Origin of the sequence: Citrobacter sp. Cpo089, assembly GCF_030332695.1 — a bacterium.
GTDB classification, from domain to species: domain Bacteria; phylum Pseudomonadota; class Gammaproteobacteria; order Enterobacterales; family Enterobacteriaceae; genus Citrobacter; species Citrobacter portucalensis.
This window is the reverse complement of sequence record NZ_JAOWHJ010000068.1, coordinates 1-22,702: the sequence shown is the minus strand read 5'-3', so window position 1 is coordinate 22,702 and position 22,702 is coordinate 1. Positions and strand designations below refer to the sequence as shown.

At 50.3% G+C, this 22,702-nt stretch carries 36 protein-coding genes and 1 rRNA gene; 31 read left to right on the top strand and 6 right to left on the bottom strand.

Translation table 11 applies throughout. The features are described 5' to 3' along the window. Nucleotides 1-11 precede the first annotated feature (11 nt). The 24 genes from rpsC (at nucleotide 12) to arfA (ending at nucleotide 11,462) form a co-directional block, all read left to right on the top strand. Nucleotides 12-713: a 30S ribosomal protein S3 gene (rpsC, locus tag OGX92_RS17660; protein ID WP_000529945.1), complete on the top strand. Its 702-nt coding sequence runs from the start codon at nucleotides 12-14 to the stop codon at nucleotides 711-713. 12 nt (nucleotides 714-725) lie between these two features. After that, nucleotides 726-1,136, top strand: a complete 411-nt coding sequence (rplP, locus tag OGX92_RS17655; protein ID WP_000941208.1) for a 50S ribosomal protein L16 — start codon at nucleotides 726-728, stop codon at nucleotides 1,134-1,136. Beyond that, entirely contained in the window at nucleotides 1,136-1,327 is a 192-nt protein-coding gene (gene rpmC, locus OGX92_RS17650) for a 50S ribosomal protein L29 (RefSeq protein WP_000644742.1), read from the top strand. Before rplP ends, rpmC begins: the two co-directional genes overlap by 1 nt. Next, entirely contained in the window at nucleotides 1,327-1,581 is a 255-nt protein-coding gene (gene rpsQ, locus OGX92_RS17645; RefSeq protein ID WP_003031120.1) for a 30S ribosomal protein S17, read from the top strand. The genes rpmC and rpsQ overlap by 1 nt, the downstream gene beginning before the upstream one ends. Nucleotides 1,582-1,744: 163 nt before the next feature. After that, complete coding sequence (gene rplN, locus OGX92_RS17640; RefSeq protein ID WP_000613954.1) at nucleotides 1,745-2,116, top strand: 50S ribosomal protein L14; 372 nt, start codon at nucleotides 1,745-1,747, stop codon at nucleotides 2,114-2,116. Between the two features lie 10 nt (nucleotides 2,117-2,126). After that, nucleotides 2,127-2,441: a 50S ribosomal protein L24 gene (gene rplX, locus OGX92_RS17635; protein WP_003031122.1), complete on the top strand. Its 315-nt coding sequence runs from the start codon at nucleotides 2,127-2,129 to the stop codon at nucleotides 2,439-2,441. 14 nt (nucleotides 2,442-2,455) lie between these two features. Then, nucleotides 2,456-2,995 (top strand): 50S ribosomal protein L5, encoded by a 540-nt coding sequence (gene rplE, locus OGX92_RS17630; protein WP_003031123.1) that lies wholly within the window; start codon nucleotides 2,456-2,458, stop codon nucleotides 2,993-2,995. 14 nt (nucleotides 2,996-3,009) lie between these two features. Further along, nucleotides 3,010-3,315: a 30S ribosomal protein S14 gene (gene rpsN, locus OGX92_RS17625; RefSeq protein WP_003031125.1), complete on the top strand. Its 306-nt coding sequence runs from the start codon at nucleotides 3,010-3,012 to the stop codon at nucleotides 3,313-3,315. Nucleotides 3,316-3,345: 30 nt separating this feature from the next. Next, on the top strand, nucleotides 3,346-3,738 hold the full coding sequence (gene rpsH, locus OGX92_RS17620) for a 30S ribosomal protein S8 (RefSeq protein WP_003031127.1): 393 nt from the start codon (nucleotides 3,346-3,348) through the stop codon (nucleotides 3,736-3,738). A gap of 12 nt (nucleotides 3,739-3,750) precedes the next feature. Continuing rightward, nucleotides 3,751-4,284 carry a 50S ribosomal protein L6 gene (rplF, locus tag OGX92_RS17615; protein WP_003031129.1) on the top strand — a complete coding sequence of 178 codons (534 nt, stop codon included), beginning with the start codon at nucleotides 3,751-3,753 and terminating at the stop codon, nucleotides 4,282-4,284. A 9-nt stretch (nucleotides 4,285-4,293) separates the two neighbouring features. Beyond that, the gene (rplR, locus tag OGX92_RS17610; protein WP_000358960.1) at nucleotides 4,294-4,647 is read left to right on the top strand and encodes a 50S ribosomal protein L18; all 354 of its coding nucleotides are present in this window, start codon (nucleotides 4,294-4,296) and stop codon (nucleotides 4,645-4,647) included. Nucleotides 4,648-4,661: 14 nt separating this feature from the next. Beyond that, on the top strand, nucleotides 4,662-5,165 hold the full coding sequence (rpsE, locus tag OGX92_RS17605; protein ID WP_003031131.1) for a 30S ribosomal protein S5: 504 nt from the start codon (nucleotides 4,662-4,664) through the stop codon (nucleotides 5,163-5,165). Between the two features lie 3 nt (nucleotides 5,166-5,168). Further along, complete coding sequence (gene rpmD, locus OGX92_RS17600) at nucleotides 5,169-5,348, top strand: 50S ribosomal protein L30 (protein WP_001140434.1); 180 nt, start codon at nucleotides 5,169-5,171, stop codon at nucleotides 5,346-5,348. 3 nt (nucleotides 5,349-5,351) lie between these two features. After that, nucleotides 5,352-5,786, top strand: a complete 435-nt coding sequence (rplO, locus tag OGX92_RS17595) for a 50S ribosomal protein L15 (RefSeq protein ID WP_003031132.1) — start codon at nucleotides 5,352-5,354, stop codon at nucleotides 5,784-5,786. A gap of 7 nt (nucleotides 5,787-5,793) precedes the next feature. Continuing rightward, nucleotides 5,794-7,125 (top strand): preprotein translocase subunit SecY, encoded by a 1,332-nt coding sequence (gene secY, locus OGX92_RS17590; protein WP_001118864.1) that lies wholly within the window; start codon nucleotides 5,794-5,796, stop codon nucleotides 7,123-7,125. 30 nt (nucleotides 7,126-7,155) lie between these two features. Further along, nucleotides 7,156-7,272, top strand: coding sequence for a 50S ribosomal protein L36 (gene rpmJ / locus OGX92_RS17585; RefSeq protein WP_000868187.1), 117 nt, complete (start codon nucleotides 7,156-7,158; stop codon nucleotides 7,270-7,272). 146 nt (nucleotides 7,273-7,418) lie between these two features. Continuing rightward, nucleotides 7,419-7,775 (top strand): 30S ribosomal protein S13, encoded by a 357-nt coding sequence (gene rpsM / locus OGX92_RS17580; RefSeq protein WP_003031135.1) that lies wholly within the window; start codon nucleotides 7,419-7,421, stop codon nucleotides 7,773-7,775. A gap of 16 nt (nucleotides 7,776-7,791) precedes the next feature. Next, nucleotides 7,792-8,181, top strand: coding sequence for a 30S ribosomal protein S11 (gene rpsK, locus OGX92_RS17575; protein WP_003031137.1), 390 nt, complete (start codon nucleotides 7,792-7,794; stop codon nucleotides 8,179-8,181). Between the two features lie 33 nt (nucleotides 8,182-8,214). Continuing rightward, nucleotides 8,215-8,835 carry a 30S ribosomal protein S4 gene (gene rpsD / locus OGX92_RS17570; RefSeq protein WP_003031138.1) on the top strand — a complete coding sequence of 207 codons (621 nt, stop codon included), beginning with the start codon at nucleotides 8,215-8,217 and terminating at the stop codon, nucleotides 8,833-8,835. Between the two features lie 25 nt (nucleotides 8,836-8,860). Further along, nucleotides 8,861-9,850: a DNA-directed RNA polymerase subunit alpha gene (locus OGX92_RS17565; protein WP_003031139.1), complete on the top strand. Its 990-nt coding sequence runs from the start codon at nucleotides 8,861-8,863 to the stop codon at nucleotides 9,848-9,850. A 40-nt stretch (nucleotides 9,851-9,890) separates the two neighbouring features. Then, the gene (gene rplQ, locus OGX92_RS17560) at nucleotides 9,891-10,274 is read left to right on the top strand and encodes a 50S ribosomal protein L17 (protein ID WP_001216370.1); all 384 of its coding nucleotides are present in this window, start codon (nucleotides 9,891-9,893) and stop codon (nucleotides 10,272-10,274) included. Between the two features lie 107 nt (nucleotides 10,275-10,381). Continuing rightward, nucleotides 10,382-10,750 (top strand): DnaJ family domain-containing protein, encoded by a 369-nt coding sequence (locus OGX92_RS17555; protein WP_003828274.1) that lies wholly within the window; start codon nucleotides 10,382-10,384, stop codon nucleotides 10,748-10,750. A 10-nt stretch (nucleotides 10,751-10,760) separates the two neighbouring features. Then, nucleotides 10,761-11,186 (top strand): Zn(2+)-responsive transcriptional regulator, encoded by a 426-nt coding sequence (gene zntR / locus OGX92_RS17550; RefSeq protein ID WP_003031145.1) that lies wholly within the window; start codon nucleotides 10,761-10,763, stop codon nucleotides 11,184-11,186. Nucleotides 11,187-11,243: 57 nt separating this feature from the next. After that, on the top strand, nucleotides 11,244-11,462 hold the full coding sequence (gene arfA, locus OGX92_RS17545) for an alternative ribosome-rescue factor ArfA (protein ID WP_003828276.1): 219 nt from the start codon (nucleotides 11,244-11,246) through the stop codon (nucleotides 11,460-11,462). On the opposite strand, the gene mscL is transcribed toward arfA, so the two are convergent. The 5 genes from mscL to def all read right to left on the bottom strand — a co-directional run bounded on the left by mscL (nucleotide 11,459) and on the right by def (nucleotide 16,224). Continuing rightward, nucleotides 11,459-11,872 (bottom strand): large-conductance mechanosensitive channel protein MscL, encoded by a 414-nt coding sequence (gene mscL / locus OGX92_RS17540; protein WP_003031152.1) that lies wholly within the window; start codon nucleotides 11,870-11,872, stop codon nucleotides 11,459-11,461. The genes arfA and mscL overlap by 4 nt on opposite strands. Nucleotides 11,873-12,013: 141 nt before the next feature. After that, nucleotides 12,014-13,390: a Trk system potassium transporter TrkA gene (gene trkA / locus OGX92_RS17535; RefSeq protein WP_003031153.1), complete on the bottom strand. Its 1,377-nt coding sequence runs from the start codon at nucleotides 13,388-13,390 to the stop codon at nucleotides 12,014-12,016. Nucleotides 13,391-13,411: 21 nt separating this feature from the next. Then, entirely contained in the window at nucleotides 13,412-14,701 is a 1,290-nt protein-coding gene (gene rsmB, locus OGX92_RS17530; RefSeq protein WP_286586887.1) for a 16S rRNA (cytosine(967)-C(5))-methyltransferase RsmB, read from the bottom strand. A 51-nt stretch (nucleotides 14,702-14,752) separates the two neighbouring features. Continuing rightward, nucleotides 14,753-15,700, bottom strand: a complete 948-nt coding sequence (fmt, locus tag OGX92_RS17525; protein ID WP_286586886.1) for a methionyl-tRNA formyltransferase — start codon at nucleotides 15,698-15,700, stop codon at nucleotides 14,753-14,755. 14 nt (nucleotides 15,701-15,714) lie between these two features. Next, complete coding sequence (def, locus tag OGX92_RS17520; RefSeq protein WP_003828283.1) at nucleotides 15,715-16,224, bottom strand: peptide deformylase; 510 nt, start codon at nucleotides 16,222-16,224, stop codon at nucleotides 15,715-15,717. A 129-nt stretch (nucleotides 16,225-16,353) separates the two neighbouring features. On the opposite strand from def, the gene dprA reads away from it, so the two are divergent. From dprA to OGX92_RS17490, 6 genes are read left to right on the top strand one after another with little or no spacing between them, the layout of a single operon-like run. Beyond that, nucleotides 16,354-17,478: a DNA-protecting protein DprA gene (dprA, locus tag OGX92_RS17515; RefSeq protein ID WP_126957926.1), complete on the top strand. Its 1,125-nt coding sequence runs from the start codon at nucleotides 16,354-16,356 to the stop codon at nucleotides 17,476-17,478. Continuing rightward, a complete protein-coding gene (gene smg, locus OGX92_RS17510; protein ID WP_003031162.1) occupies nucleotides 17,450-17,923 on the top strand; it encodes a DUF494 family protein Smg in 474 nt (157 codons plus the stop codon). Before dprA ends, smg begins: the two co-directional genes overlap by 29 nt. A 26-nt stretch (nucleotides 17,924-17,949) precedes the next feature. After that, complete coding sequence (locus OGX92_RS17505) at nucleotides 17,950-18,492, top strand: DNA topoisomerase family protein (RefSeq protein WP_079940097.1); 543 nt, start codon at nucleotides 17,950-17,952, stop codon at nucleotides 18,490-18,492. Nucleotides 18,493-18,496: 4 nt separating this feature from the next. After that, nucleotides 18,497-19,069, top strand: a complete 573-nt coding sequence (gene tsaC / locus OGX92_RS17500) for an L-threonylcarbamoyladenylate synthase type 1 TsaC (RefSeq protein WP_003828289.1) — start codon at nucleotides 18,497-18,499, stop codon at nucleotides 19,067-19,069. 1 nt (nucleotide 19,070) lies between these two features. Further along, entirely contained in the window at nucleotides 19,071-19,892 is an 822-nt protein-coding gene (gene aroE, locus OGX92_RS17495) for a shikimate dehydrogenase (protein WP_003828290.1), read from the top strand. Continuing rightward, nucleotides 19,889-20,146 (top strand): DUF1488 family protein, encoded by a 258-nt coding sequence (locus OGX92_RS17490; protein WP_286586885.1) that lies wholly within the window; start codon nucleotides 19,889-19,891, stop codon nucleotides 20,144-20,146. The genes aroE and OGX92_RS17490 overlap by 4 nt, the downstream gene beginning before the upstream one ends. On the opposite strand, the gene OGX92_RS17485 is transcribed toward OGX92_RS17490, so the two are convergent. Next, nucleotides 20,122-20,676 carry a gamma carbonic anhydrase family protein gene (locus tag OGX92_RS17485; RefSeq protein ID WP_003031171.1) on the bottom strand — a complete coding sequence of 185 codons (555 nt, stop codon included), beginning with the start codon at nucleotides 20,674-20,676 and terminating at the stop codon, nucleotides 20,122-20,124. The two genes, OGX92_RS17490 and OGX92_RS17485, sit on opposite strands and share 25 nt — an antisense overlap. Nucleotides 20,677-21,150: 474 nt before the next feature. Between OGX92_RS17485 and OGX92_RS17480 the strand changes: the two genes are divergently transcribed. Further along, a 16S ribosomal RNA gene (locus OGX92_RS17480) occupies nucleotides 21,151-22,692 on the top strand. The last annotated feature ends 10 nt before the right edge of the window (nucleotides 22,693-22,702 follow it).

The window sequence follows — 22,702 nt, the reverse complement described above, 5'->3', positions numbered from 1 at the left end:
GGAGACTAGCAATGGGTCAGAAAGTACATCCTAATGGTATTCGCCTGGGTATTGTAAAACCATGGAACTCAACCTGGTTTGCGAACACCAAAGAATTCGCTGACAACCTGGACAGCGATTTTAAAGTACGTCAGTACCTGACTAAGGAACTGGCTAAAGCGTCTGTATCTCGTATCGTTATCGAGCGTCCGGCTAAGAGCATCCGTGTGACCATTCACACCGCTCGCCCGGGTATCGTTATCGGTAAGAAAGGCGAAGACGTAGAAAAACTGCGCAAAGTCGTAGCGGATATTGCTGGCGTTCCTGCTCAGATCAATATCGCCGAAGTGCGTAAGCCTGAACTGGACGCAAAATTGGTTGCTGACAGCATCACTTCTCAGCTGGAACGTCGTGTTATGTTCCGTCGTGCTATGAAGCGTGCTGTACAGAACGCAATGCGTCTGGGCGCTAAAGGTATCAAAGTTGAAGTTAGCGGCCGTCTGGGCGGCGCGGAAATCGCACGTACCGAATGGTACCGCGAAGGTCGCGTACCTCTGCACACTCTGCGTGCTGACATCGACTACAACACCTCTGAAGCGCACACCACTTACGGTGTAATCGGCGTTAAAGTGTGGATCTTCAAAGGCGAGATCCTGGGTGGTATGGCTGCTGTTGAACAACCGGAAAAACCGGCTGCGCAACCTAAAAAGCAGCAGCGTAAAGGCCGTAAATAAGGAGCGTCGCTGATGTTACAACCAAAGCGTACAAAATTCCGTAAAATGCACAAAGGCCGTAACCGCGGTCTGGCTGCTGGCGCGGATGTTAGCTTCGGCAGCTTCGGTCTGAAAGCTGTTGGCCGTGGTCGTCTGACTGCCCGTCAGATCGAAGCAGCACGTCGTGCTATGACCCGTGCAGTTAAGCGTCAAGGTAAGATCTGGATCCGTGTATTCCCGGACAAACCGATCACTGAAAAGCCGCTGGCAGTGCGTATGGGTAAAGGTAAAGGTAACGTGGAGTATTGGGTTGCCTTGATTCAGCCGGGTAAAGTCCTGTATGAAATGGACGGCGTACCGGAAGAGCTGGCCCGTGAAGCATTCAAGCTGGCAGCAGCGAAACTGCCGATTAAAACCACCTTTGTAACTAAGACGGTGATGTAATGAAAGCAAAAGAGCTGCGTGAGAAGAGTGTTGAAGAGCTGAACACCGAGCTGCTGAATCTGCTGCGTGAGCAGTTCAACCTGCGTATGCAGGCTGCAAGTGGCCAGCTGCAACAGTCTCACCTGTTGAAGCAAGTGCGTCGTGACGTCGCACGCGTTAAGACTTTACTGACTGAGAAGGCGGGTGCGTAATGACCGATAAAATCCGTACTCTGCAAGGTCGCGTTGTTAGCGATAAAATGGAGAAATCCATCGTTGTTGCTATCGAACGTTTTGTGAAACACCCGATCTACGGTAAATTCATTAAGCGTACGACCAAACTGCACGTACATGACGAGAACAACGAATGCGGTACTGGTGACGTGGTTGAAATCCGCGAATGCCGTCCGCTGTCCAAGACTAAGTCCTGGACGCTGGTTCGCGTTGTAGAGAAAGCCGTTCTGTAATACAGTAGGCATTCTCAACGAATAAACGGCTCAGCGATGAGCCGTTTATTTTTTCTACCCATATCGTTGAAGCGGTGTTATAATGCCGCGCCCCCGATATGGGGCTTTTTTAACGACCTGATTTTCGGGTCTCAGTAGTAGTTGACATTAGCGGAGCACTAAAATGATCCAAGAACAGACTATGCTGAACGTCGCCGACAACTCCGGTGCACGTCGCGTAATGTGTATCAAGGTTCTGGGTGGCTCGCACCGTCGCTACGCAGGCGTCGGCGATATCATCAAGATCACCATCAAGGAAGCAATTCCGCGTGGTAAGGTCAAAAAAGGTGATGTGCTGAAGGCGGTAGTGGTGCGCACCAAGAAGGGTGTTCGTCGCCCGGACGGTTCTGTCATTCGCTTCGATGGTAATGCATGCGTTATTTTAAACAATAACAGCGAGCAACCTATCGGTACGCGTATTTTTGGGCCGGTAACTCGTGAACTTCGTAACGAGAAGTTCATGAAAATTATCTCTCTGGCACCAGAAGTACTCTAAGGAGCGAATCATGGCAGCGAAGATCCGTCGTGATGACGAAGTTATCGTGTTAACCGGTAAAGATAAAGGTAAACGCGGTAAAGTTAAGAATGTCCTGTCTTCCGGCAAGGTCATTGTTGAAGGTATCAACCTGGTTAAGAAACATCAGAAGCCGGTTCCGGCCCTGAACCAACCAGGCGGCATCGTAGAGAAAGAAGCAGCTATTCAGATCTCTAACCTTGCTATCTTCAACGCGGCAACCGGCAAGGCTGACCGTGTAGGCTTTAGATTCGAAGACGGCAAAAAAGTCCGTTTCTTCAAATCTAACAGCGAAACTATCAAGTAATTTGGAGTAGTACGATGGCGAAACTGCATGATTACTACAAAGACGAAGTAGTCGCTAAACTCATGACTGAGTTTAACTACAATTCTGTCATGCAAGTCCCTCGGGTCGAGAAGATCACCCTGAACATGGGTGTTGGTGAAGCGATCGCTGACAAGAAACTGCTGGATAACGCAGCAGCTGACCTGACAGCAATCTCCGGTCAAAAACCGCTGATCACCAAAGCACGCAAATCAGTTGCAGGCTTCAAAATCCGTCAGGGCTATCCGATCGGCTGTAAAGTAACTCTGCGTGGCGAACGCATGTGGGAGTTCTTTGAGCGCCTGATCACTATTGCTGTTCCACGTATCCGTGACTTCCGTGGCTTGTCCGCTAAGTCTTTCGACGGTCGTGGTAACTACAGCATGGGTGTCCGTGAGCAGATCATCTTCCCAGAAATCGACTACGATAAAGTCGACCGCGTGCGTGGTTTGGATATTACCATTACCACTACTGCGAAATCTGATGAAGAAGGCCGTGCTCTGCTGGCTGCCTTTGACTTCCCGTTCCGCAAGTAAGGTAGGGTTACTGAATGGCTAAGCAATCAATGAAAGCACGCGAAGTAAAGCGCGTAGCTTTAGCTGATAAGTACTTCGCAAAACGCGCTGAACTGAAAGCTATTATCTCTGATGTGAACGCGACCGACGAAGATCGTTGGAACGCAGTTCTCAAGCTGCAGTCTCTGCCGCGTGATTCCAGCCCGTCCCGTCAGCGTAACCGCTGCCGTCAAACAGGTCGTCCGCATGGCTATGTGGGCAAGTTCGGGTTGAGCCGTATCAAACTGCGTGAAGCCGCCATGCGCGGTGAAGTACCAGGCTTGAAAAAGGCTAGCTGGTAATTACCAATTGAATCACGGGAGTAAAGACAGATGAGCATGCAAGATCCGATCGCGGATATGCTGACCCGTATCCGTAACGGTCAGGCCGCGAATAAAGCTGCGGTCACCATGCCTTCCTCCAAGCTGAAAGTGGCAATTGCCAACGTGCTGAAGGAAGAAGGTTTTATTGAAGATTTTAAAGTTGAAGGCGACACCAAGCCGGAACTGGAACTTACTCTCAAGTATTTCCAGGGTAAAGCTGTTGTAGAAAGCATTCAGCGTGTCAGTCGCCCAGGTCTGCGCATTTATAAGCGTAAAGACGAGCTGCCGAAAGTTATGGCTGGCATGGGTATCGCAGTTGTTTCTACCTCTAAAGGTGTTATGACTGATCGTGCAGCGCGCCAGGCTGGTCTTGGTGGCGAAATTATCTGCTACGTAGCCTAATCGGAGGAAAAAATGTCTCGTGTTGCTAAAGCACCGGTCGTTATTCCTGCCGGCGTTGATGTAAAAATCAACGGTCAGGTTATTACGATCAAAGGTAAAAACGGCGAGCTGACTCGTACTCTCAACGATGCTGTTGCAGTAAATCATGCAGATAATGCACTGACCTTCGGTCCGCGTGATGGTTACGCAGATGGATGGGCTCAGGCTGGTACCGCGCGTGCCCTGCTGAATGCAATGGTTGTCGGTGTTACCGAAGGCTTCACTAAGAAGCTTCAGCTGGTTGGTGTAGGTTATCGTGCAGCGGTTAAAGGGAATGTAGTAAACCTGGCTTTAGGTTTCTCTCACCCAGTTGACCATCAGCTGCCTGCGGGAATCACTGCAGAATGTCCGTCTCAGACTGAAATCGTGCTGAAAGGCGCTGATAAACAGCTGATCGGTCAGGTTGCAGCAGATCTGCGCGCCTACCGTCGTCCTGAGCCTTATAAAGGCAAGGGTGTTCGTTACGCCGACGAAGTCGTGCGTACCAAAGAGGCTAAGAAGAAGTAAGGTAACACTATGGATAAGAAATCTGCTCGTATCCGTCGTGCGACCCGCGCACGCCGCAAGCTCCAGGAGCTGGGTGCAACTCGCCTGGTGGTACATCGTACCCCGCGTCATATTTACGCACAGGTAATTGCACCGAACGGTTCTGAAGTTCTGGTAGCTGCTTCTACTGTAGAAAAAGCTATCGCTGAACAATTGAAGTACACCGGTAACAAAGACGCTGCTGCAGCTGTAGGTAAAGCTGTTGCTGAACGCGCTCTGGAAAAAGGCATCAAAGATGTTTCTTTTGACCGTTCCGGGTTCCAATATCATGGTCGTGTCCAGGCACTGGCAGATGCTGCCCGTGAAGCTGGCCTTCAGTTCTAAGGTAGAGGTGTAAGATGGCTCACATCGAAAAACAAGCTGGCGAACTGCAGGAAAAGCTGATCGCGGTTAACCGCGTATCTAAAACCGTTAAAGGTGGTCGTATTTTCTCCTTCACAGCTCTGACTGTAGTTGGTGATGGTAACGGTCGCGTTGGTTTTGGTTACGGTAAAGCGCGTGAAGTTCCAGCAGCGATCCAGAAAGCGATGGAAAAAGCCCGTCGCAATATGATTAACGTCGCGCTGAACCACGGCACCCTGCAGCACCCGGTTAAGGGTACTCATACGGGTTCTCGTGTATTCATGCAGCCGGCTTCCGAAGGTACCGGTATCATCGCCGGTGGTGCAATGCGCGCCGTTCTGGAAGTCGCTGGAGTTCGTAACGTTCTGGCTAAAGCGTATGGTTCCACTAACCCGATTAACGTGGTTCGTGCAACTATCGATGGCCTGGAAAATATGAAATCTCCGGAAATGGTCGCTGCCAAGCGTGGTAAATCCGTTGAAGAAATTCTGGGGAAATAAACCATGGCAAAGACTATTAAAATTACTCAAACCCGCAGTGCAATCGGTCGTCTGCCGAAACACAAGGCAACGCTGCTTGGCCTGGGTCTGCGTCGTATTGGTCACACCGTAGAACGCGAGGATACTCCTGCTGTTCGTGGTATGGTCAACGCGGTTTCCTTCATGGTTAAAGTTGAGGAGTAAGAGATGCGTTTAAATACTCTGTCTCCGGCCGAAGGCTCTAAAAAAGCGGCTCGCCGCCTGGGTCGTGGTATCGGTTCTGGCCTCGGTAAAACCGGTGGTCGTGGTCACAAAGGTCAGAAGTCTCGTTCTGGCGGTGGCGTACGTCGCGGTTTCGAGGGTGGTCAGATGCCTCTGTACCGTCGTCTGCCGAAATTCGGCTTCACTTCACGTAAAGCAGCGATTACAGCCGAAGTTCGTCTGTCTGACCTGGCTAAAGTTGAAGGCGGTGTTGTAGACCTGAACACGCTGAAAGCAGCTAACATTATCGGTATCCAGATCGAGTTCGCGAAAGTGATCCTGGCTGGTGAAGTCACTACTCCGGTAACTGTTCGTGGCCTGCGTGTTACTAAAGGCGCTCGTGCTGCTATCGAAGCTGCTGGCGGTAAAATCGAGGAATAAGTAGCAGATGGCTAAACAACCGGGATTAGATTTTCAAAGTGCCAAAGGTGGCTTAGGCGAGCTGAAACGCAGACTGCTGTTTGTAATCGGCGCGCTGATTGTGTTCCGTATTGGCTCTTTCATTCCGATCCCTGGTATTGATGCCGCTGTACTTGCCAAACTGCTTGAGCAACAGCGAGGCACCATCATTGAAATGTTTAACATGTTCTCTGGTGGTGCTCTCAGCCGTGCTTCTATCTTTGCTCTGGGGATCATGCCGTATATTTCGGCGTCGATCATTATCCAGCTGCTGACGGTGGTTCATCCAACGCTGGCAGAAATTAAGAAAGAAGGGGAGTCTGGTCGTCGTAAGATCAGCCAGTACACCCGCTACGGTACTCTGGTGCTGGCAATATTCCAGTCGATCGGTATTGCTACCGGTCTGCCGAATATGCCTGGTATGCAGGGCCTGGTGATGAACCCAGGCTTTGCATTCTATTTCACCGCTGTTGTAAGTCTGGTTACAGGGACGATGTTCCTGATGTGGTTGGGCGAACAGATTACTGAACGTGGTATCGGCAACGGTATCTCAATCATTATCTTCGCCGGTATTGTCGCGGGACTCCCGCCAGCCATTGCCCATACTATCGAGCAAGCGCGTCAAGGCGACCTGCACTTCCTCGTGTTGCTGTTGGTTGCAGTATTAGTATTCGCAGTGACGTTCTTTGTTGTATTTGTTGAGCGTGGTCAACGCCGTATTGTGGTAAACTACGCGAAACGTCAGCAAGGTCGTCGTGTCTATGCTGCACAGAGCACACATTTACCGCTGAAAGTGAATATGGCGGGGGTAATCCCGGCAATCTTCGCTTCCAGTATTATTCTGTTCCCGGCGACCATCGCGTCATGGTTCGGGGGCGGGACTGGTTGGAACTGGCTGACAACAATTTCGCTGTATTTGCAGCCTGGGCAACCGCTTTATGTGTTACTCTATGCGTCTGCAATCATATTCTTCTGTTTCTTCTACACGGCGTTGGTTTTCAACCCGCGTGAAACAGCAGATAACCTGAAGAAGTCCGGTGCATTTGTACCAGGAATTCGTCCGGGAGAGCAAACGGCGAAGTATATCGATAAAGTAATGACCCGCCTGACTTTGGTTGGTGCGCTCTACATTACCTTTATCTGCCTGATCCCGGAGTTCATGCGTGATGCAATGAAAGTACCGTTCTACTTCGGTGGGACCTCACTGCTTATCGTTGTTGTCGTGATTATGGACTTTATGGCTCAAGTGCAAACTCTGATGATGTCAAGTCAGTACGAGTCTGCATTGAAGAAGGCGAATCTGAAAGGCTACGGCCGTTAACAGTCGCCCGAGAAGTTACGGAGAGTAAAAATGAAAGTTCGTGCTTCCGTCAAGAAATTATGCCGTAACTGCAAAATCGTTAAGCGTGATGGTGTCATCCGTGTGATTTGCAGTGCCGAGCCGAAGCATAAACAGCGCCAAGGCTGATTTATTCGCATATTTTTCTTGCAAAGTTGGGTTGAGCTGGCTAGATTAGCCAGCCAATCTTTTGTATGTCTGTGCGTTTCCATTTGAGTATCCTGAAAACGGGCTTTTCAGCATGGTGCGTACATATTAAATAGTAGGAGTGCATAGTGGCCCGTATAGCAGGCATTAACATTCCTGATCAGAAACATGCTGTGATCGCATTAACTTCGATCTACGGCGTCGGCAAGACCCGTTCTAAAGCCATTCTGGCTGCCGCGGGTATCGCTGAAGATGTTAAGATCAGTGAGCTGTCTGAAGAACAAATCGACACGCTGCGTGACGAAGTTGCCAAATTTGTCGTTGAAGGTGATCTGCGCCGTGAAGTTAGCATGAGCATCAAGCGCCTTATGGATCTTGGTTGCTATCGCGGTTTGCGTCATCGTCGTGGTCTCCCGGTTCGCGGTCAGCGTACCAAGACCAACGCACGTACCCGTAAGGGTCCGCGCAAACCGATCAAGAAATAATCGGGGTGATTGAATAATGGCAAAGGCACCAATTCGTGCACGTAAACGTGTAAGAAAACAAGTCTCTGACGGCGTGGCTCATATCCATGCTTCTTTTAACAACACCATCGTTACCATTACTGATCGTCAGGGTAACGCACTGGGTTGGGCAACAGCCGGTGGTTCCGGTTTCCGTGGTTCTCGCAAATCCACTCCGTTTGCAGCTCAGGTTGCAGCAGAGCGTTGCGCTGAAGCCGTAAAAGAATACGGTATCAAGAATCTGGAAGTTATGGTCAAAGGACCGGGTCCAGGTCGCGAATCTACTGTTCGTGCTCTGAACGCCGCTGGTTTCCGCATCACTAATATTACTGATGTGACTCCGATCCCTCATAACGGTTGTCGTCCGCCGAAAAAACGTCGCGTATAACGCTGTCGTTTCTAGGATTGTTGGAGAAAGAAAATGGCAAGATATTTGGGTCCTAAGCTCAAGCTGAGCCGTCGTGAGGGCACTGACTTATTCCTTAAGTCTGGCGTTCGCGCGATCGATACCAAGTGTAAAATTGAACAAGCTCCTGGCCAGCACGGTGCGCGTAAACCGCGTCTGTCTGACTATGGTGTGCAGTTGCGTGAAAAGCAAAAAGTTCGCCGTATCTACGGTGTGCTGGAGCGTCAGTTCCGTAACTACTACAAAGAAGCAGCACGTCTGAAAGGCAACACCGGTGAAAACCTGTTGGGTCTGCTGGAAGGTCGTCTGGACAACGTTGTATACCGTATGGGCTTCGGTGCCACTCGTGCAGAAGCACGTCAGCTGGTCAGCCATAAAGCAATTATGGTAAACGGTCGTGTTGTTAACATCGCTTCTTATCAGGTTAGTCCGAATGACGTTGTTAGCATTCGTGAGAAAGCGAAGAAGCAGTCTCGCGTGAAAGCCGCTCTGGAGCTGGCTGAGCAGCGTGAAAAGCCAACCTGGCTGGAAGTTGATGCTGGCAAGATGGAAGGTACGTTCAAGCGTAAGCCGGAGCGTTCTGATCTGTCTGCGGACATTAACGAACACCTGATCGTCGAGCTTTACTCCAAGTAAAGCTTAGTACCAAAGAGAGGACACAATGCAGGGTTCTGTGACAGAGTTTCTAAAACCGCGCCTGGTAGATATCGAGCAAGTGAGTTCGACGCACGCCAAGGTGACCCTTGAGCCTTTAGAGCGTGGCTTTGGCCATACTTTGGGTAACGCACTGCGCCGTATTCTGCTCTCATCGATGCCGGGTTGCGCGGTGACCGAGGTTGAGATTGATGGTGTACTACATGAGTACAGCACCAAAGAAGGCGTTCAGGAAGATATCCTGGAAATCCTGCTCAACCTGAAAGGGCTGGCGGTGAGAGTTCAGGGTAAAGATGACGTTATTCTTACCTTGAATAAATCTGGCATTGGCCCTGTGACTGCAGCCGACATTACCCATGATGGTGATGTCGAAATCGTCAAGCCACAGCACGTGATCTGCCACCTGACCGATGAGAATGCATCTATTAGCATGCGTATCAAAGTTCAGCGCGGTCGTGGTTATGTGCCGGCTTCTACCCGAATTCATTCGGAAGAAGATGAGCGCCCAATCGGCCGTCTGCTGGTCGACGCATGCTACAGCCCTGTAGAGCGTATTGCCTACAATGTTGAAGCAGCGCGTGTAGAACAGCGTACCGACCTGGACAAGCTGGTCATCGAAATGGAAACCAACGGCACAATCGATCCTGAAGAGGCGATTCGTCGTGCGGCAACCATTCTGGCTGAACAACTGGAAGCTTTCGTTGATTTACGTGATGTACGTCAGCCGGAAGTTAAAGAAGAGAAACCAGAATTCGATCCGATCCTGCTGCGCCCTGTTGACGATCTGGAATTGACTGTCCGCTCTGCTAACTGCCTCAAAGCAGAAGCTATCCACTATATCGGTGATCTGGTACAGCGTACTGAGGTTGAGCTTCTTAAGACGCCTAACCTTGGTAAAAAATCTCTTACCGAGATTAAAGACGTGCTGGCTTCCCGTGGACTGTCTCTGGGCATGCGCCTGGAAAACTGGCCACCGGCAAGCATCGCTGACGAGTAACCGGATCACAGGTTAAGGTTTTACTGAGAAGGATAAGGTCATGCGCCATCGTAAGAGTGGTCGTCAACTGAACCGCAACAGCAGCCATCGCCAGGCTATGTTCCGCAATATGGCAGGTTCACTGGTTCGTCATGAAATCATCAAGACGACTCTGCCGAAAGCGAAAGAGCTGCGTCGCGTAGTTGAGCCGCTGATTACTCTTGCCAAGACTGATAGCGTAGCTAATCGTCGTCTGGCATTCGCCCGTACTCGTGATAACGAGATCGTGGCAAAACTGTTTAACGAACTGGGCCCGCGTTTTGCGAGCCGCGCCGGTGGTTACACTCGCATTCTGAAGTGTGGTTTCCGTGCAGGCGACAACGCGCCGATGGCATACATCGAGCTGGTTGATCGTTCAGAGAAAACAGAAGCTGCTGCAGAGTAATCTGTAGTAACGTAAAAAAACCCGCCTCGGCGGGTTTTTTTATATCCGTCATATCCCCACTTATCTACAATATCTGTACTATTTTTGTTCATCCCCTGGAGTGTTGTATGTGGTTACTTGACCAGTGGGCAGAGCGCCATATTATTGATGCACAGTCTAAAGGCGAGTTTGATGATTTACCGGGAATGGGTGAACCGCTGACTCTTGACGATGACTCCCATGTCCCGCCTGAACTCCGAGCCGGATACCGTTTATTAAAAAATGCAGGTTGCCTTCCTCCTGAGCTCGAGCAACGCAGAGAGGCAATACAGCTGCTTGAAATACTCGCGGGGATCCGCAAAGATGATCCCAGTTATCCGGAGGTGAGCCGAAGACTGTCGCTACTGGAACTTAAACTTCGGCAGGCTGGACTCAGCACCGAGTTTTTGCGCGGTGACTACGCAGATAAGTTGCTAAAAAAGATCAACGACGAATAGCGGAGAGAGCATGTACCGAATTGGTGAAATAGCGAAACTGGCTGACGTGACGCCGGATACTATCCGCTACTATGAAAAGCAGCAGATGATGGAGCATGAAGTGCGTACTGAAGGCGGATTTCGCCTCTATACAGAAAGCGATCTTCAGCGCTTGAAGTTTATTCGTTATGCCCGGCAGCTTGGTTTCACTCTGGAGTCGATCCGCGAATTGCTTTCGATCCGTGTTGATCCCGAACACCATACCTGTCAGGAATCAAAAGGGATCGTCCAGGAAAGACTGCAAGAAGTCGAAGCCCGTATTGCTGAACTTCAGACGATGCAGCGGTCTCTGCAGCGATTGAATGATGCATGCTGCGGCAAGGCACACAGCAGCGTGTACTGCTCTATTCTTGAAGCTCTTGAGCAAGGCGCCAGTGGAACAACATCAGGCTGTTGATTTCTTGAACTGCCAGGTCTACACTCGCGGCGTAAATTCCTACAAACTGGAGATATTATGAGTCGTTATCAGCACACCAAAGGGCAGATAAAGGACAACGCCATTGAGGCGCTTCTGCATGACCCACTGTTCAGACAGCGCGTTGAGAAAAATAAGAAAGGGAAAGGAAGTTATCTACGTAAAGGAAAACATGGCAATCGGGGTAACTGGGAGGCCAGTGGCAAGAAAGTAATTAACTTTTTTACCACTGGCCTTCTTGTTTCAGTGAGTGCTTAAGAGCGATTATTCTGTTCTTTCAGCAGGTCACGAATTTCACTTAGCAATACTTCTTCTTTCGATGGAGCTGGCGGTGCTGCCGGCTCTTCAGCTTTTTTACGGTTCAGTTTGTTGATCAGTTTGATTGCCATAAAGATAGCAAACGCAACAATAATGAAATCGAATACATTTTGAATAAATACACCGTAATGCATGACCACGGCAGGGATGTCTCCCTGTGCATCACGTAGCGTTAAAGCAAACTGTTTAAAATCAATTCCACCAATTAACAGCCCCAGCGGCGGCATAATGATATCGGCAACCAGTGATGAAACAATCTTACCGAATGCCGCACCAATAATGACACCCACTGCCAAATCGACAACATTCCCGCGCATCGCGAATTCGCGAAACTCTTTAATAATGCTCATTTTATTCTCCCTATGCAGCTGACGTTTATAAGTTTAACAAATGTTTAGGCAATTTCCATTTATGTATTGCCGAAAGGAAAATTTATTAGACCATGAAAAATAAAGGGAAATAAAAAGGGCACTGTATTAGCGCCCAAATTATTACAGGAAGAAAGGACTTGGTTGGAATAGTCGCTCGACGTCAGTAATAAACTTTTTATCTGTCAGGAACATAATTACGTGATCGCCCTGCTCAATGCGCAGGTTATCGTTGGCAATCATGACATCGTTACCACGTACAACGGCGCCAATAATGGTTCCGGGCGGAAGTTTAATTTCATCAATTGAACGCCCTACAACTCTCGACGTCGTTTCATCCCCGTGTGCGACGGCTTCAATGGCTTCCGCGACGCCACGGCGAAGTGAAGAAACGCCAACAATATCAGCTTTACGCACGTGGCTCAGCAGCGCGGAGATGGTCGCCTGCTGCGGTGAAATCGCAATATCGATCACGCTGCCTTGCACCAGATCGACGTATGCTCTGCGCTGGATCAACACCATTACTTTCTTGGCGCCCATCCGTTTGGCAAGCATCGCCGACATGATATTTGCTTCGTCATCATTGGTCACTGCGATGAACAGATCGACCTGATCGATATGTTCTTCGGCCAGTAACTCTTGATCCGAAGCATCACCAAAAAAGACGATCGTATTTTGTAGTTTCTCTGCAAGTTCGGATGCGCGTTGTTGATTACGTTCGATCAGTTTGACGCTGTAATCTTTTTCCAGACGACGTGCCAGACCCGCACCGATATTACCGCCACCCACTAACATAATGCGTTTGTACGGCTTTTCCAGACGCTGCAGTTCACTCATTACGGCGCGTATATGCTGTGATGCCGCAATAAAGAAGACTTCATCACCCGCTTCAACGATCGTAGAACCTTGCGGACGGATCGGTCGGTCATGACGGAAAATCGCCGCAACGCGGGTATCGATGTGCGGCATATGCTCACGCATTGTTGACAGCGCATTACCGATAAGCGGCCCGCCGTAATAGGCTTTTACTACTGCCAGACTGACTTTACCTTCGGCAAAATTCACCACCTGTAATGCGCCCGGATATTCAATCAGGCGATAAATGCTATCAATAACCAGTTGCTCAGGCGCAATCAGGTGATCGATTGGCACCGCATCGGATTGGAACAGCTTGTCGGCATCGCGAACGTAATCTGGTGAACGAATACGGGCGATGCGATTAGGCGTATTAAACAGTGAATAAGCTACCTGGCAGGCAACCATATTTGTTTCATCTGAGCTGGTTACGGCAACCAGCATATCGGCATCGTCGGCACCGGCTTCACGCAATACGCGGGGATGCGAACCATGCCCTTGCACGACACGGAGATCAAACTTGTCCTGCAGGCTGCGCAGGCGTTCACCATTGGTATCGACTACCGTGATATCGTTGTTCTCTCCGACCAGGTTTTCAGCCAGCGTACCGCCAACTTGCCCTGCGCCCAGAATGATAATTTTCATCAGTCGCGACCCGTTATCTCATCACTTTTTGATTAGCTTAGCGTAAAAGAAGCCATCGCCATCTTCCGCACCCGGTAAATTCTGACGTCCGGGTTTTTCCGGCGTACCGGTTTCGCTTAATACCGCATCCGGTGTGCGTGCCAGGAAGGCGGCAATTTGCTGCTGGTTCTCTTCTGGCAGGATAGAACACGTTGCATACACCAGCGTGCCGCCAGATTTAAGATGTGACCAGGTAGCATTCAGGATCTCAGCCTGTAATTGGGCAAGTTCGGCAATATCCCGGTCGCGGCGCAGCCATTTGATATCCGGATGGCGACGGATCACCCCGGTTGCAGAACATGGGGCGTCCAGCAAAATACGGTCAAACTGTTGTTCACCGCACCACTGCTGTGGATAGCGGCCATCCCCCTGTTTTACGGTTGCCTTCATGCCCAGACGTTTCAGATTGTCGTAAACGCGCGATAAGCGTTTTTCATCCACATCGACGGCCATGACGTTAGCTTGCGGAGCAACTTCCAGAATGTGAGTGGTTTTACCGCCCGGCGCACAGCACAGGTCGAGGATCTGCTCACCGTCCTCCGGCAACAGATAATTTACGCATCCTTGAGCGGAAGCATCCTGAACGGTGACCCAACCTTCGTTAAAACCAGGGAGGGCGTGAACTGGAGCCGGTGTTTCCAGACGCACTGCATCCGGGTAGTCTGGATGCGGAAAACCTGTTAATCCCGCTTCGGTAAGCAGGTCTAGCCAGGCGTCGCGAGTATGGTGATTACGATTGACTCGTAGCCACATCGGCGGTCGCTGGTTATTGGCTTCAAGAATGGCTTCCCATTTCTGCGGATACGCACTCTTAATACGTTTCACCAGCCAGGAGGGGTGTAAGAAGCGCAAATCGCTTTGCGCAAACTCGGCCAGCAGTTCATCCTGACGGCGTTGAAACTGGCGCAGTACGCCGTTGATCAGCCCCTTCAGCTGTGGACGCTTAATAACGACCGCGCCTTCTACGGTCTCAGCTAACGCAGCGTGTGCTGGAATACGAGTATGCAACAGTTGGTAGAAGCCCACCATGATCAGGTAGTGAACGGTGCGCTGTTTGCCCGTCATTGGACGTTCCATCAGTTGCTGGATCATCCACTCCAGTTGAGAGAGTGTACGTAATACGCCGAAGCAAAGTTCCTGTAACAGCGCTTTGTCTTTATCGGCAACTTTTTGCTGCATGGCGGGCAGCACGTTACTTAGTGATTGTCCTTTCTCGACAACCTGTTCGACGGCCTGGGCCGCCATACTGCGTAAATTAAGATGTGTTTTCATAAGCGCAAAAATAAAAATGCCCGGAGACACCGGGCTTAAAGAGATGAACCGTCAGGCCAGACGGTTTCCGGGCACGAACCACTCCCGGCGTGAATTAAGCAGATCCTGCGCGCTCATGGCTTTTTTACCGGCAGGCTGCAAAGAGATAAGATTCAGAATGCCGTCACCTGTTGCGACCTGGATACCCTGCTTTGTCGCCTCTAGAATGGTGCCTGGCTCGGCCTGGGTGTTTACAGCAATAACCGAAGCTTGCCAGACTTTCACTGGCTGACCATCGATTTCAAGCCAGCTCATTGGCCACGGGTTAAAGGCGCGGATGCAGCGTTCCAATTGAACAGCCGAAAGCGACCAGTCGATACGGGCCTCTTCTTTGCTGAGTTTTTCTGCATGCGTAACCAGTGATTCGTCTTGTACCACCGGTTTTATTGTACTGGCAGCCAGCTGTTTTAGCGTTTCAATCAGCCCCTGAGGCCCCAGGTCTGCCAGCTTGTCATATAACGAACCGCTGGTATCTTCTGCCGTAATTGGGCAGGACAGCTTCAGCAGCATATCACCGGTGTCGAGGCCAACATCCATCTGCATGATGGTAACACCGGTTTCGGCGTCGCCTGCCCACAGTGAGCGCTGGATCGGTGCTGCACCCCGCCAGCGCGGAAGCAGGGAACCGTGAACGTTGATACAACCTAGGCGCGGCATTTCTAGTACGGCTTTTGGCAGGATCAGGCCATATGCCACCACCACCATCACGTCTGCGTGTAAATCAGCAACCAACTGCTGGTTTTCCTGAGGGCGAAGAGAGACGGGTTGAAAAACCGGTATCCCTTTTTCTTCTGCCAGCACTTTTACCGGGCTGGGCATCAGCTTTTTACCGCGTCCCGCCGGGCGGTCCGGTTGGGTAAACACGCCAACGACGTTATGTCCAGAAGACAGCAGCGCGTCGAGATGACGCGCTGCAAAGTCAGGTGTACCCGCAAAAATAATACGTAGTGAGTCTGACACGTTGATCTTTGTCCTTAAGCTCGGGCGTTCAGGCGGTCGAGTTTTTCAACTTTCTGACGAATGCGTTGTTGCTTCAACGGAGACAGATAATCGATAAATAGTTTACCGACCAGGTGATCCATTTCATGTTGAATGCAGATAGCGAGCAGGCCATCGGCTTCCAGCTCAAAAGATTTGCCGTCGCGATCAAGCGCACGAATTTTTACTTTCTCTGCACGCGGTACTAACGCACGCTGTTCAGGAATAGACAGACAGCCTTCTTCAATGCCGGTTTCGCCGTCTTTTTCCAGCAGTTCTGGGTTAATGAGTACCAACTGCTCATCGCGATTTTCAGAGACATCAATAACAATGATGCGCTGATGAATATCGACCTGTGTTGCTGCCAGACCGATACCTTCTTCGGCGTACATCGTTTCGAACATATCATCAACGATACGCTGAATTTCTGCATTCACTTCTTCAACCGGTTTTGCGACTTTGCGAAGGCGCTCGTCCGGAATATGTAACACTTGCAAAACTGACATAGTTATCCAGAGTTGTGTTCAGGAGTTGAAAAGATTATTACCTCTATTCTAGACAAAACCCCCTCTGATTGACAGCATCAGTGACCAATCGCAAAGATTGCCAGGACTGCTTGTGGCAGGGGAACAGGGATGACCCAAATCGAAATTTGGCTACGTTTAGCGCAAGTGAATGAACTGTATGGTGATGAGATAGTGCGCGTTGCTCACTGGCTCAATACTCAACCGTGTATTAACAACGCGGTACTCTTGCAGGCTGGATTCTCTCCACGCCAGGCAAGACGCTTTTTAACCTTTTCAGATCTGACGCTGGAAAAAACGCTGCGCTGGCTTGAACAGCCTAACCACCATTTTGTGGTTGCCGACAGCGAGCATTATCCGCCACAGCTCCGTGCGATTGAGGATTATCCTGGGGTGCTTTTTGTTGCAGGAGCTCCCGCATGCCTCCACTCATTTCAAGTTGCCGTTGTCGGTAGTCGACAACACTCATGGTATGGCGAACGCTGGGGACGGTTGTTTTGCGAAAATCTTGCTGCATGTGGGGTGACGATCACCAGCGGTCTGGCCCGGGGGATTGATGGCGTGGCGCACAATGCTGCGATAAACCGACAAGGCACAAGTATTGCGGTGCTGGGAAATGGACTTGAGACCATTCACCCACGACAGCATATCCGTCTTGCAGAACGACTGATTGAGGCAGGGGGCGCACTGGTGTCTGAGTTCCCATTAGATATGCTCCCTTTGCCGCGCAATTTTCCCCGACGAAATCGCATTATTAGTGGTCTAAGTAAAGGTGTACTGGTCGTTGAAGCTGCACAGCGTAGTGGTTCACTGGTTACTGCTCGCTGTGCACTGGAACAAGGGCGGGAGGTGTTTGCTTTACCAGGGCCGATTGGGAGCCCGGGAAGTGAAGGCCCGCATTGGCTTATTCAGCAGGGAGCCATGCTTGTGACGACACCAGAGGAAATTCTTGAAAATTTGCAATATGGGCTGCAATGGTTGCCAGATGAACCTGAAAAATCAATTTATTCGCCAGATCACGGAGAGGTGGCATTGCCATTTCCGGAGCTCCTGGCTAACGTAGGAGATGAGGTAACACCTGTTGACGTCGTCGCTGAACGTGCCGGCCAACCTGTGCCAGAGGTAGTGGCTCAACTGCTCGAACTGGAGTTAGCAGGGTGGATCGCAGCTGTACCCGGCGGCTATGTCCGATTGAGGAGGGCATGCCATGTTCGACGTACTAATGTATTTGTTTGAGACATATATCCATAACGAAGCTGAGCTGCGTGTGGATCAGGACAAACTGGAACGGGATCTTACCGACGCTGGTTTTGATCGTGAAGACATTTACAACGCGTTACTTTGGCTGGAGAAGCTTGCTGACTATCAGGATGGCCTTGCTGAACCTATGCAGCTGGCATCGGACCCTCTTTCTATACGTATTTATACTGCGGAAGAGTGCGATCGACTGGATGCAAGCTGTAGAGGATTCCTGCTATTCCTGGAGCAGATTCAGGTGCTAAACCTCGAAACGCGAGAAATGGTTATTGAGCGCGTACTCGCGCTGGATACGGCAGAGTTCGATCTGGAAGACCTGAAGTGGGTGATTCTGATGGTGCTATTCAACATTCCAGGTTGTGAAAATGCCTATCAGCAAATGGAAGAATTACTCTTTGAAGTGAATGAAGGTATGCTGCATTAATCAATCTTCATTCAGTATGAGTTGTTATGGCTAAATCAGCACTGTTCACGGTGCGTAAAAACGAGCCCTGCCCACAATGCGGGGCTGAACTGGTTATTCGTTCCGGGAAACACGGTCCATTTCTCGGTTGTTCACACTATCCAGAATGCGATTACATCCGTCCGCTGAAATCTTCCGCGGACGGACATATTGTCAAAGTTCTGGAGGGTAAGTTTTGTCCTGCATGTGGCGCTGAGCTGGTGCTGAGACAGGGACGATTTGGTATGTTTATTGGATGCAGTGACTATCCTGCGTGCGATCACACCGAGCTCATCGACAAGCCTGATGAAACAGCAATAGTCTGTCCTCAATGCCAGACTGGTCATCTTGTCCAGCGGCGTTCCCGTTATGGCAAAACCTTTTACTCCTGCGATCGCTATCCGGAGTGCCAGTTTGTCATTAACTTCAAACCGTTAGCCGGAGAATGTCCTGAGTGTCATTATCCGCTTCTCATCGAAAAGAAAACCGCGCAGGGTGTGAAGCATTTCTGTGCCAGTAAACAATGTGGAAAGCCGATTTCGGCGGAATAAAAAAGTGAATAATAACCTGCCCACAGATCCTATCGTTGCTGCGATAGCGGTTCTGAAACAAGAAAAAGTCATCGCCTATCCAACTGAAGCTGTATTTGGTGTCGGCTGCGACCCCGATAGCGAAACGGCGGTGAGCCGTTTGTTGGCGCTAAAACAACGTCCGGTCGATAAAGGGTTAATTTTAATCGCGTCAAACTTTGAACAACTTAAACCGTATATCGACGATAGCATGCTCACCGATGCTCAACGTGACGCTGTTTTCGCCCGTTGGCCTGGTCCTGTTACCTTCGTTTTCCCAGCGCTTGCGACAACGCCACGCTGGTTGACCGGGCGCTTTGATTCTCTGGCTGTTCGCGTCACCGATCACCCGCTGGTGGTTGCGTTGTGCCAGGCTTATGGCAAACCGTTAGTTTCTACCAGTGCTAATTTGAGTGGCTTACCGCCTTGCAGAACGGTAGAGGAAGTTCGCGCACAGTTCGGTACAGACTTTCCTGTGGTTGAAGGGGAGACCGGGGGGCGTTTGAATCCTTCGGAGATCCGTGATGCTCTGACAGGTGAACAGTTTCGACAGGGGTAATATGAAAGAAGCCTATGCTGTTTTTGGTAATCCGATAGCGCACAGTAAATCGCCCTTTATTCATCAGCAATTTGCAGAGCAGCTGAAGATTGATCACTCCTACGGGCGTGTATTGGCACCCATCAATGATTTTGTGAATACCCTGAACGCTTTTTTTGCTGAGGGCGGGAAAGGGGCAAATGTCACCGTGCCTTTTAAAGAAGAGGCATTTGCACGTGCCGATGAACTAACGGAGCGGGCATCGCTTGCTGGAGCGGTCAACACCCTTAAACGGCTGGAGGATGGGCGTTTGCTGGGAGACAACACGGATGGTATCGGCTTGTTGAGCGATCTTGAGCGTTTATCTTTCATTCGTCCCGGATCGCGAGTTCTGCTGATTGGTGCGGGTGGTGCATCCCGTGGAGTTTTATTACCTCTTCTTTCTATGGATTGCGCGGTGACTATTGTTAACCGTACCGCTTCGCGCGCTGAAGAACTGGCACTAATCTTCTCCCATACCGGCAGCGTACAGGCGGTAGGAATGGATGAGCTTGATAATTACAGTTTTGATTTGATTATTAACGCGACATCCAGCGGAATTAGCGGTGAGATACCGGCTATTCCGACATCTCTTATTCACTCATCTGTCTATTGTTATGACATGTTTTATCAGAAAGGAGATACACCGTTCCTCTCCTGGTGTGCCGAACATGGGGCGAAACAATATGCTGATGGCCTGGGTATGCTGGTGGGGCAAGCAGCGCACGCCGTTTTACTCTGGCATGGGGTTTTGCCGCAGATTGAACCCGTCATTAAAAGCATGCAGCAGGAATTGTCGGCATGAATCAGGCGATCCAGTTTCCCGATCGAGAAGAATGGCGCACGGATTTCAGCGCCGTGGTTTTTCCGGCGATGGTTCATGGTATGCAGTTAACATGTGCCATATCTGGAGAGATGCTGGCGTCCCGCTTTGGCGGCGACACGCCTGAACAGTGGTTGGAAATCTTTCAACAGCATCGCTGGGATCTGGAAGAAGAAGCTGAAGGATTGATCCAGGACCAGCAGGAAGATGCTCAAGGTTGGGTGTGGTTACTCTGACTTAAATATTCATCTTTCCACTTAACATAGTTGTTAGCTGAATATTGTAAGCCTGCTTTCTCTTCATCGCTTAATGGACGGATTTGTTTAACCGGGCTTCCCAGGTACAGATACCCGCTTTCCAGGCGTTTGTTTTGGGGAACCAGGCTCCCAGCCCCAATCATAACGTCGTCTTCTACTACCACGCCATCCAGCAGAATCGAACCCATGCCGACTAATACGCGGTTGCCAATGATACAGCCGTGTAGCATGACCTTATGACCGACCGTTACATCCTCACCCACAATCAATGGATTACCCTGCGGATTAGACGTGGATTTATGTGTGACATGGAGAACGCTGCCGTCCTGAATGTTTGTACGGGCACCAATTTGTACATAGTTAACGTCGCCACGAATGGCAACCAGTGGCCAAATTCCGACATCATCAGCCAAACGAGCATCACCAATGACGACACTGCTGGTGTCGATCATCACGCGATTTCCGATCTGTGGGAAAAGATCCTTATAAGGACGCAGTACATCAGACATGTTTACCTCAACGAAAATAGAGCAGTAATGAAGACTTTGGTTGGATTATTGAGACTGTGCAAGTGGTTTAGCTATCAAAAATCAGCCAAATTGCGCAGGAATGTAGCGAAAGGAGTGAAAAACAAGCATTCAGAAAAAAAGATCCAAAAAATACTTGTGCTAAAAAATGGGAGCCCTATAATGCGCCTCCATCGACACGGCGGATGTGAATCACTTCACGCAAACAGCCGGTTCGGTTGAAGAGAAAAACCTGAAAATGAGGGTTGACTCTGAAAGAGGAAAGCGTAATATACGCCACCTCGCGACAGAGCGCTAAAGCGCGTCGCAACTGCTCTTTAACAATTTATCAGACAATCTGTGTGGGCACTCGAAGATACGGATTCTTAACGTCGCAAGACGAAAAATGAATACCAAGTCTCAACGAGTGAACACGTAATTCATTACGAAGTTTAATTCATTGAGCATCAAACTTTTAAATTGAAGAGTTTGATCATGGCTCAGATTGAACGCTGGCGGCAGGCCTAACACATGCAAGTCGAACGGTAGCACAGAGGAGCTTGCTCCTTGGGTGACGAGTGGCGGACGGGTGAGTAATGTCTGGGAAACTGCCCGATGGAGGGGGATAACTACTGGAAACGGTAGCTAATACCGCATAACGTCGCAAGACCAAAGAGGGGGACCTTCGGGCCTCTTGCCATCGGATGTGCCCAGATGGGATTAGCTAGTAGGTGGGGTAACGGCTCACCTAGGCGACGATCCCTAGCTGGTCTGAGAGGATGACCAGCCACACTGGAACTGAGACACGGTCCAGACTCCTACGGGAGGCAGCAGTGGGGAATATTGCACAATGGGCGCAAGCCTGATGCAGCCATGCCGCGTGTATGAAGAAGGCCTTCGGGTTGTAAAGTACTTTCAGCGAGGAGGAAGGTGTTGTGGTTAATAACCGCAGCAATTGACGTTACTCGCAGAAGAAGCACCGGCTAACTCCGTGCCAGCAGCCGCGGTAATACGGAGGGTGCAAGCGTTAATCGGAATTACTGGGCGTAAAGCGCACGCAGGCGGTCTGTCAAGTCGGATGTGAAATCCCCGGGCTCAACCTGGGAACTGCATCCGAAACTGGCAGGCTAGAGTCTTGTAGAGGGGGGTAGAATTCCAGGTGTAGCGGTGAAATGCGTAGAGATCTGGAGGAATACCGGTGGCGAAGGCGGCCCCCTGGACAAAGACTGACGCTCAGGTGCGAAAGCGTGGGGAGCAAACAGGATTAGATACCCTGGTAGTCCACGCCGTAAACGATGTCGACTTGGAGGTTGTGCCCTTGAGGCGTGGCTTCCGGAGCTAACGCGTTAAGTCGACCGCCTGGGGAGTACGGCCGCAAGGTTAAAACTCAAATGAATTGACGGGGGCCCGCACAAGCGGTGGAGCATGTGGTTTAATTCGATGCAACGCGAAGAACCTTACCTACTCTTGACATCCAGAGAACTTAGCAGAGATGCTTTGGTGCCTTCGGGAACTCTGAGACAGGTGCTGCATGGCTGTCGTCAGCTCGTGTTGTGAAATGTTGGGTTAAGTCCCGCAACGAGCGCAACCCTTATCCTTTGTTGCCAGCGGTTAGGCCGGGAACTCAAAGGAGACTGCCAGTGATAAACTGGAGGAAGGTGGGGATGACGTCAAGTCATCATGGCCCTTACGAGTAGGGCTACACACGTGCTACAATGGCATATACAAAGAGAAGCGACCTCGCGAGAGCAAGCGGACCTCATAAAGTATGTCGTAGTCCGGATTGGAGTCTGCAACTCGACTCCATGAAGTCGGAATCGCTAGTAATCGTGGATCAGAATGCCACGGTGAATACGTTCCCGGGCCTTGTACACACCGCCCGTCACACCATGGGAGTGGGTTGCAAAAGAAGTAGGTAGCTTAACCTTCGGGAGGGCGCTTACCACTTTGTGATTCATGACTGGGGTGAAGTCGTAACAAGGTAACCGTAGGGGAACCTGCGGTTGGATCACCTCCTTACCTTAAAGAA

What these genes read in the sequence shown, in the direction of transcription:
- rpsC (WP_000529945.1), top strand. Translation starts at nt 12, where the DNA reads ATGGGTCAGAAAGTACATCCTAATGGTATTCGCCTGGGTATTGTAAAA.
- rplP (WP_000941208.1), top strand. Translation starts at nt 726, where the DNA reads ATGTTACAACCAAAGCGTACAAAATTCCGTAAAATGCACAAAGGCCGT.
- rpmC (WP_000644742.1), top strand. Translation starts at nt 1,136, where the DNA reads ATGAAAGCAAAAGAGCTGCGTGAGAAGAGTGTTGAAGAGCTGAACACC.
- rpsQ (WP_003031120.1), top strand. Translation starts at nt 1,327, where the DNA reads ATGACCGATAAAATCCGTACTCTGCAAGGTCGCGTTGTTAGCGATAAA.
- rplN (WP_000613954.1), top strand. Translation starts at nt 1,745, where the DNA reads ATGATCCAAGAACAGACTATGCTGAACGTCGCCGACAACTCCGGTGCA.
- rplX (WP_003031122.1), top strand. Translation starts at nt 2,127, where the DNA reads ATGGCAGCGAAGATCCGTCGTGATGACGAAGTTATCGTGTTAACCGGT.
- rplE (WP_003031123.1), top strand. Translation starts at nt 2,456, where the DNA reads ATGGCGAAACTGCATGATTACTACAAAGACGAAGTAGTCGCTAAACTC.
- rpsN (WP_003031125.1), top strand. Translation starts at nt 3,010, where the DNA reads ATGGCTAAGCAATCAATGAAAGCACGCGAAGTAAAGCGCGTAGCTTTA.
- rpsH (WP_003031127.1), top strand. Translation starts at nt 3,346, where the DNA reads ATGAGCATGCAAGATCCGATCGCGGATATGCTGACCCGTATCCGTAAC.
- rplF (WP_003031129.1), top strand. Translation starts at nt 3,751, where the DNA reads ATGTCTCGTGTTGCTAAAGCACCGGTCGTTATTCCTGCCGGCGTTGAT.
- rplR (WP_000358960.1), top strand. Translation starts at nt 4,294, where the DNA reads ATGGATAAGAAATCTGCTCGTATCCGTCGTGCGACCCGCGCACGCCGC.
- rpsE (WP_003031131.1), top strand. Translation starts at nt 4,662, where the DNA reads ATGGCTCACATCGAAAAACAAGCTGGCGAACTGCAGGAAAAGCTGATC.
- rpmD (WP_001140434.1), top strand. Translation starts at nt 5,169, where the DNA reads ATGGCAAAGACTATTAAAATTACTCAAACCCGCAGTGCAATCGGTCGT.
- rplO (WP_003031132.1), top strand. Translation starts at nt 5,352, where the DNA reads ATGCGTTTAAATACTCTGTCTCCGGCCGAAGGCTCTAAAAAAGCGGCT.
- secY (WP_001118864.1), top strand. Translation starts at nt 5,794, where the DNA reads ATGGCTAAACAACCGGGATTAGATTTTCAAAGTGCCAAAGGTGGCTTA.
- rpmJ (WP_000868187.1), top strand. Translation starts at nt 7,156, where the DNA reads ATGAAAGTTCGTGCTTCCGTCAAGAAATTATGCCGTAACTGCAAAATC.
- rpsK (WP_003031137.1), top strand. Translation starts at nt 7,792, where the DNA reads ATGGCAAAGGCACCAATTCGTGCACGTAAACGTGTAAGAAAACAAGTC.
- rpsD (WP_003031138.1), top strand. Translation starts at nt 8,215, where the DNA reads ATGGCAAGATATTTGGGTCCTAAGCTCAAGCTGAGCCGTCGTGAGGGC.
- OGX92_RS17565 (WP_003031139.1), top strand. Translation starts at nt 8,861, where the DNA reads ATGCAGGGTTCTGTGACAGAGTTTCTAAAACCGCGCCTGGTAGATATC.
- rplQ (WP_001216370.1), top strand. Translation starts at nt 9,891, where the DNA reads ATGCGCCATCGTAAGAGTGGTCGTCAACTGAACCGCAACAGCAGCCAT.
- OGX92_RS17555 (WP_003828274.1), top strand. Translation starts at nt 10,382, where the DNA reads ATGTGGTTACTTGACCAGTGGGCAGAGCGCCATATTATTGATGCACAG.
- zntR (WP_003031145.1), top strand. Translation starts at nt 10,761, where the DNA reads ATGTACCGAATTGGTGAAATAGCGAAACTGGCTGACGTGACGCCGGAT.
- arfA (WP_003828276.1), top strand. Translation starts at nt 11,244, where the DNA reads ATGAGTCGTTATCAGCACACCAAAGGGCAGATAAAGGACAACGCCATT.
- mscL (WP_003031152.1), bottom strand. Translation starts at nt 11,872, where the DNA reads ATGAGCATTATTAAAGAGTTTCGCGAATTCGCGATGCGCGGGAATGTT.
- trkA (WP_003031153.1), bottom strand. Translation starts at nt 13,390, where the DNA reads ATGAAAATTATCATTCTGGGCGCAGGGCAAGTTGGCGGTACGCTGGCT.
- rsmB (WP_286586887.1), bottom strand. Translation starts at nt 14,701, where the DNA reads ATGAAAACACATCTTAATTTACGCAGTATGGCGGCCCAGGCCGTCGAA.
- def (WP_003828283.1), bottom strand. Translation starts at nt 16,224, where the DNA reads ATGTCAGTTTTGCAAGTGTTACATATTCCGGACGAGCGCCTTCGCAAA.
- dprA (WP_126957926.1), top strand. Translation starts at nt 16,354, where the DNA reads ATGACCCAAATCGAAATTTGGCTACGTTTAGCGCAAGTGAATGAACTG.
- smg (WP_003031162.1), top strand. Translation starts at nt 17,450, where the DNA reads ATGTTCGACGTACTAATGTATTTGTTTGAGACATATATCCATAACGAA.
- OGX92_RS17505 (WP_079940097.1), top strand. Translation starts at nt 17,950, where the DNA reads ATGGCTAAATCAGCACTGTTCACGGTGCGTAAAAACGAGCCCTGCCCA.
- aroE (WP_003828290.1), top strand. Translation starts at nt 19,071, where the DNA reads ATGAAAGAAGCCTATGCTGTTTTTGGTAATCCGATAGCGCACAGTAAA.
- OGX92_RS17490 (WP_286586885.1), top strand. Translation starts at nt 19,889, where the DNA reads ATGAATCAGGCGATCCAGTTTCCCGATCGAGAAGAATGGCGCACGGAT.
- OGX92_RS17485 (WP_003031171.1), bottom strand. Translation starts at nt 20,676, where the DNA reads ATGTCTGATGTACTGCGTCCTTATAAGGATCTTTTCCCACAGATCGGA.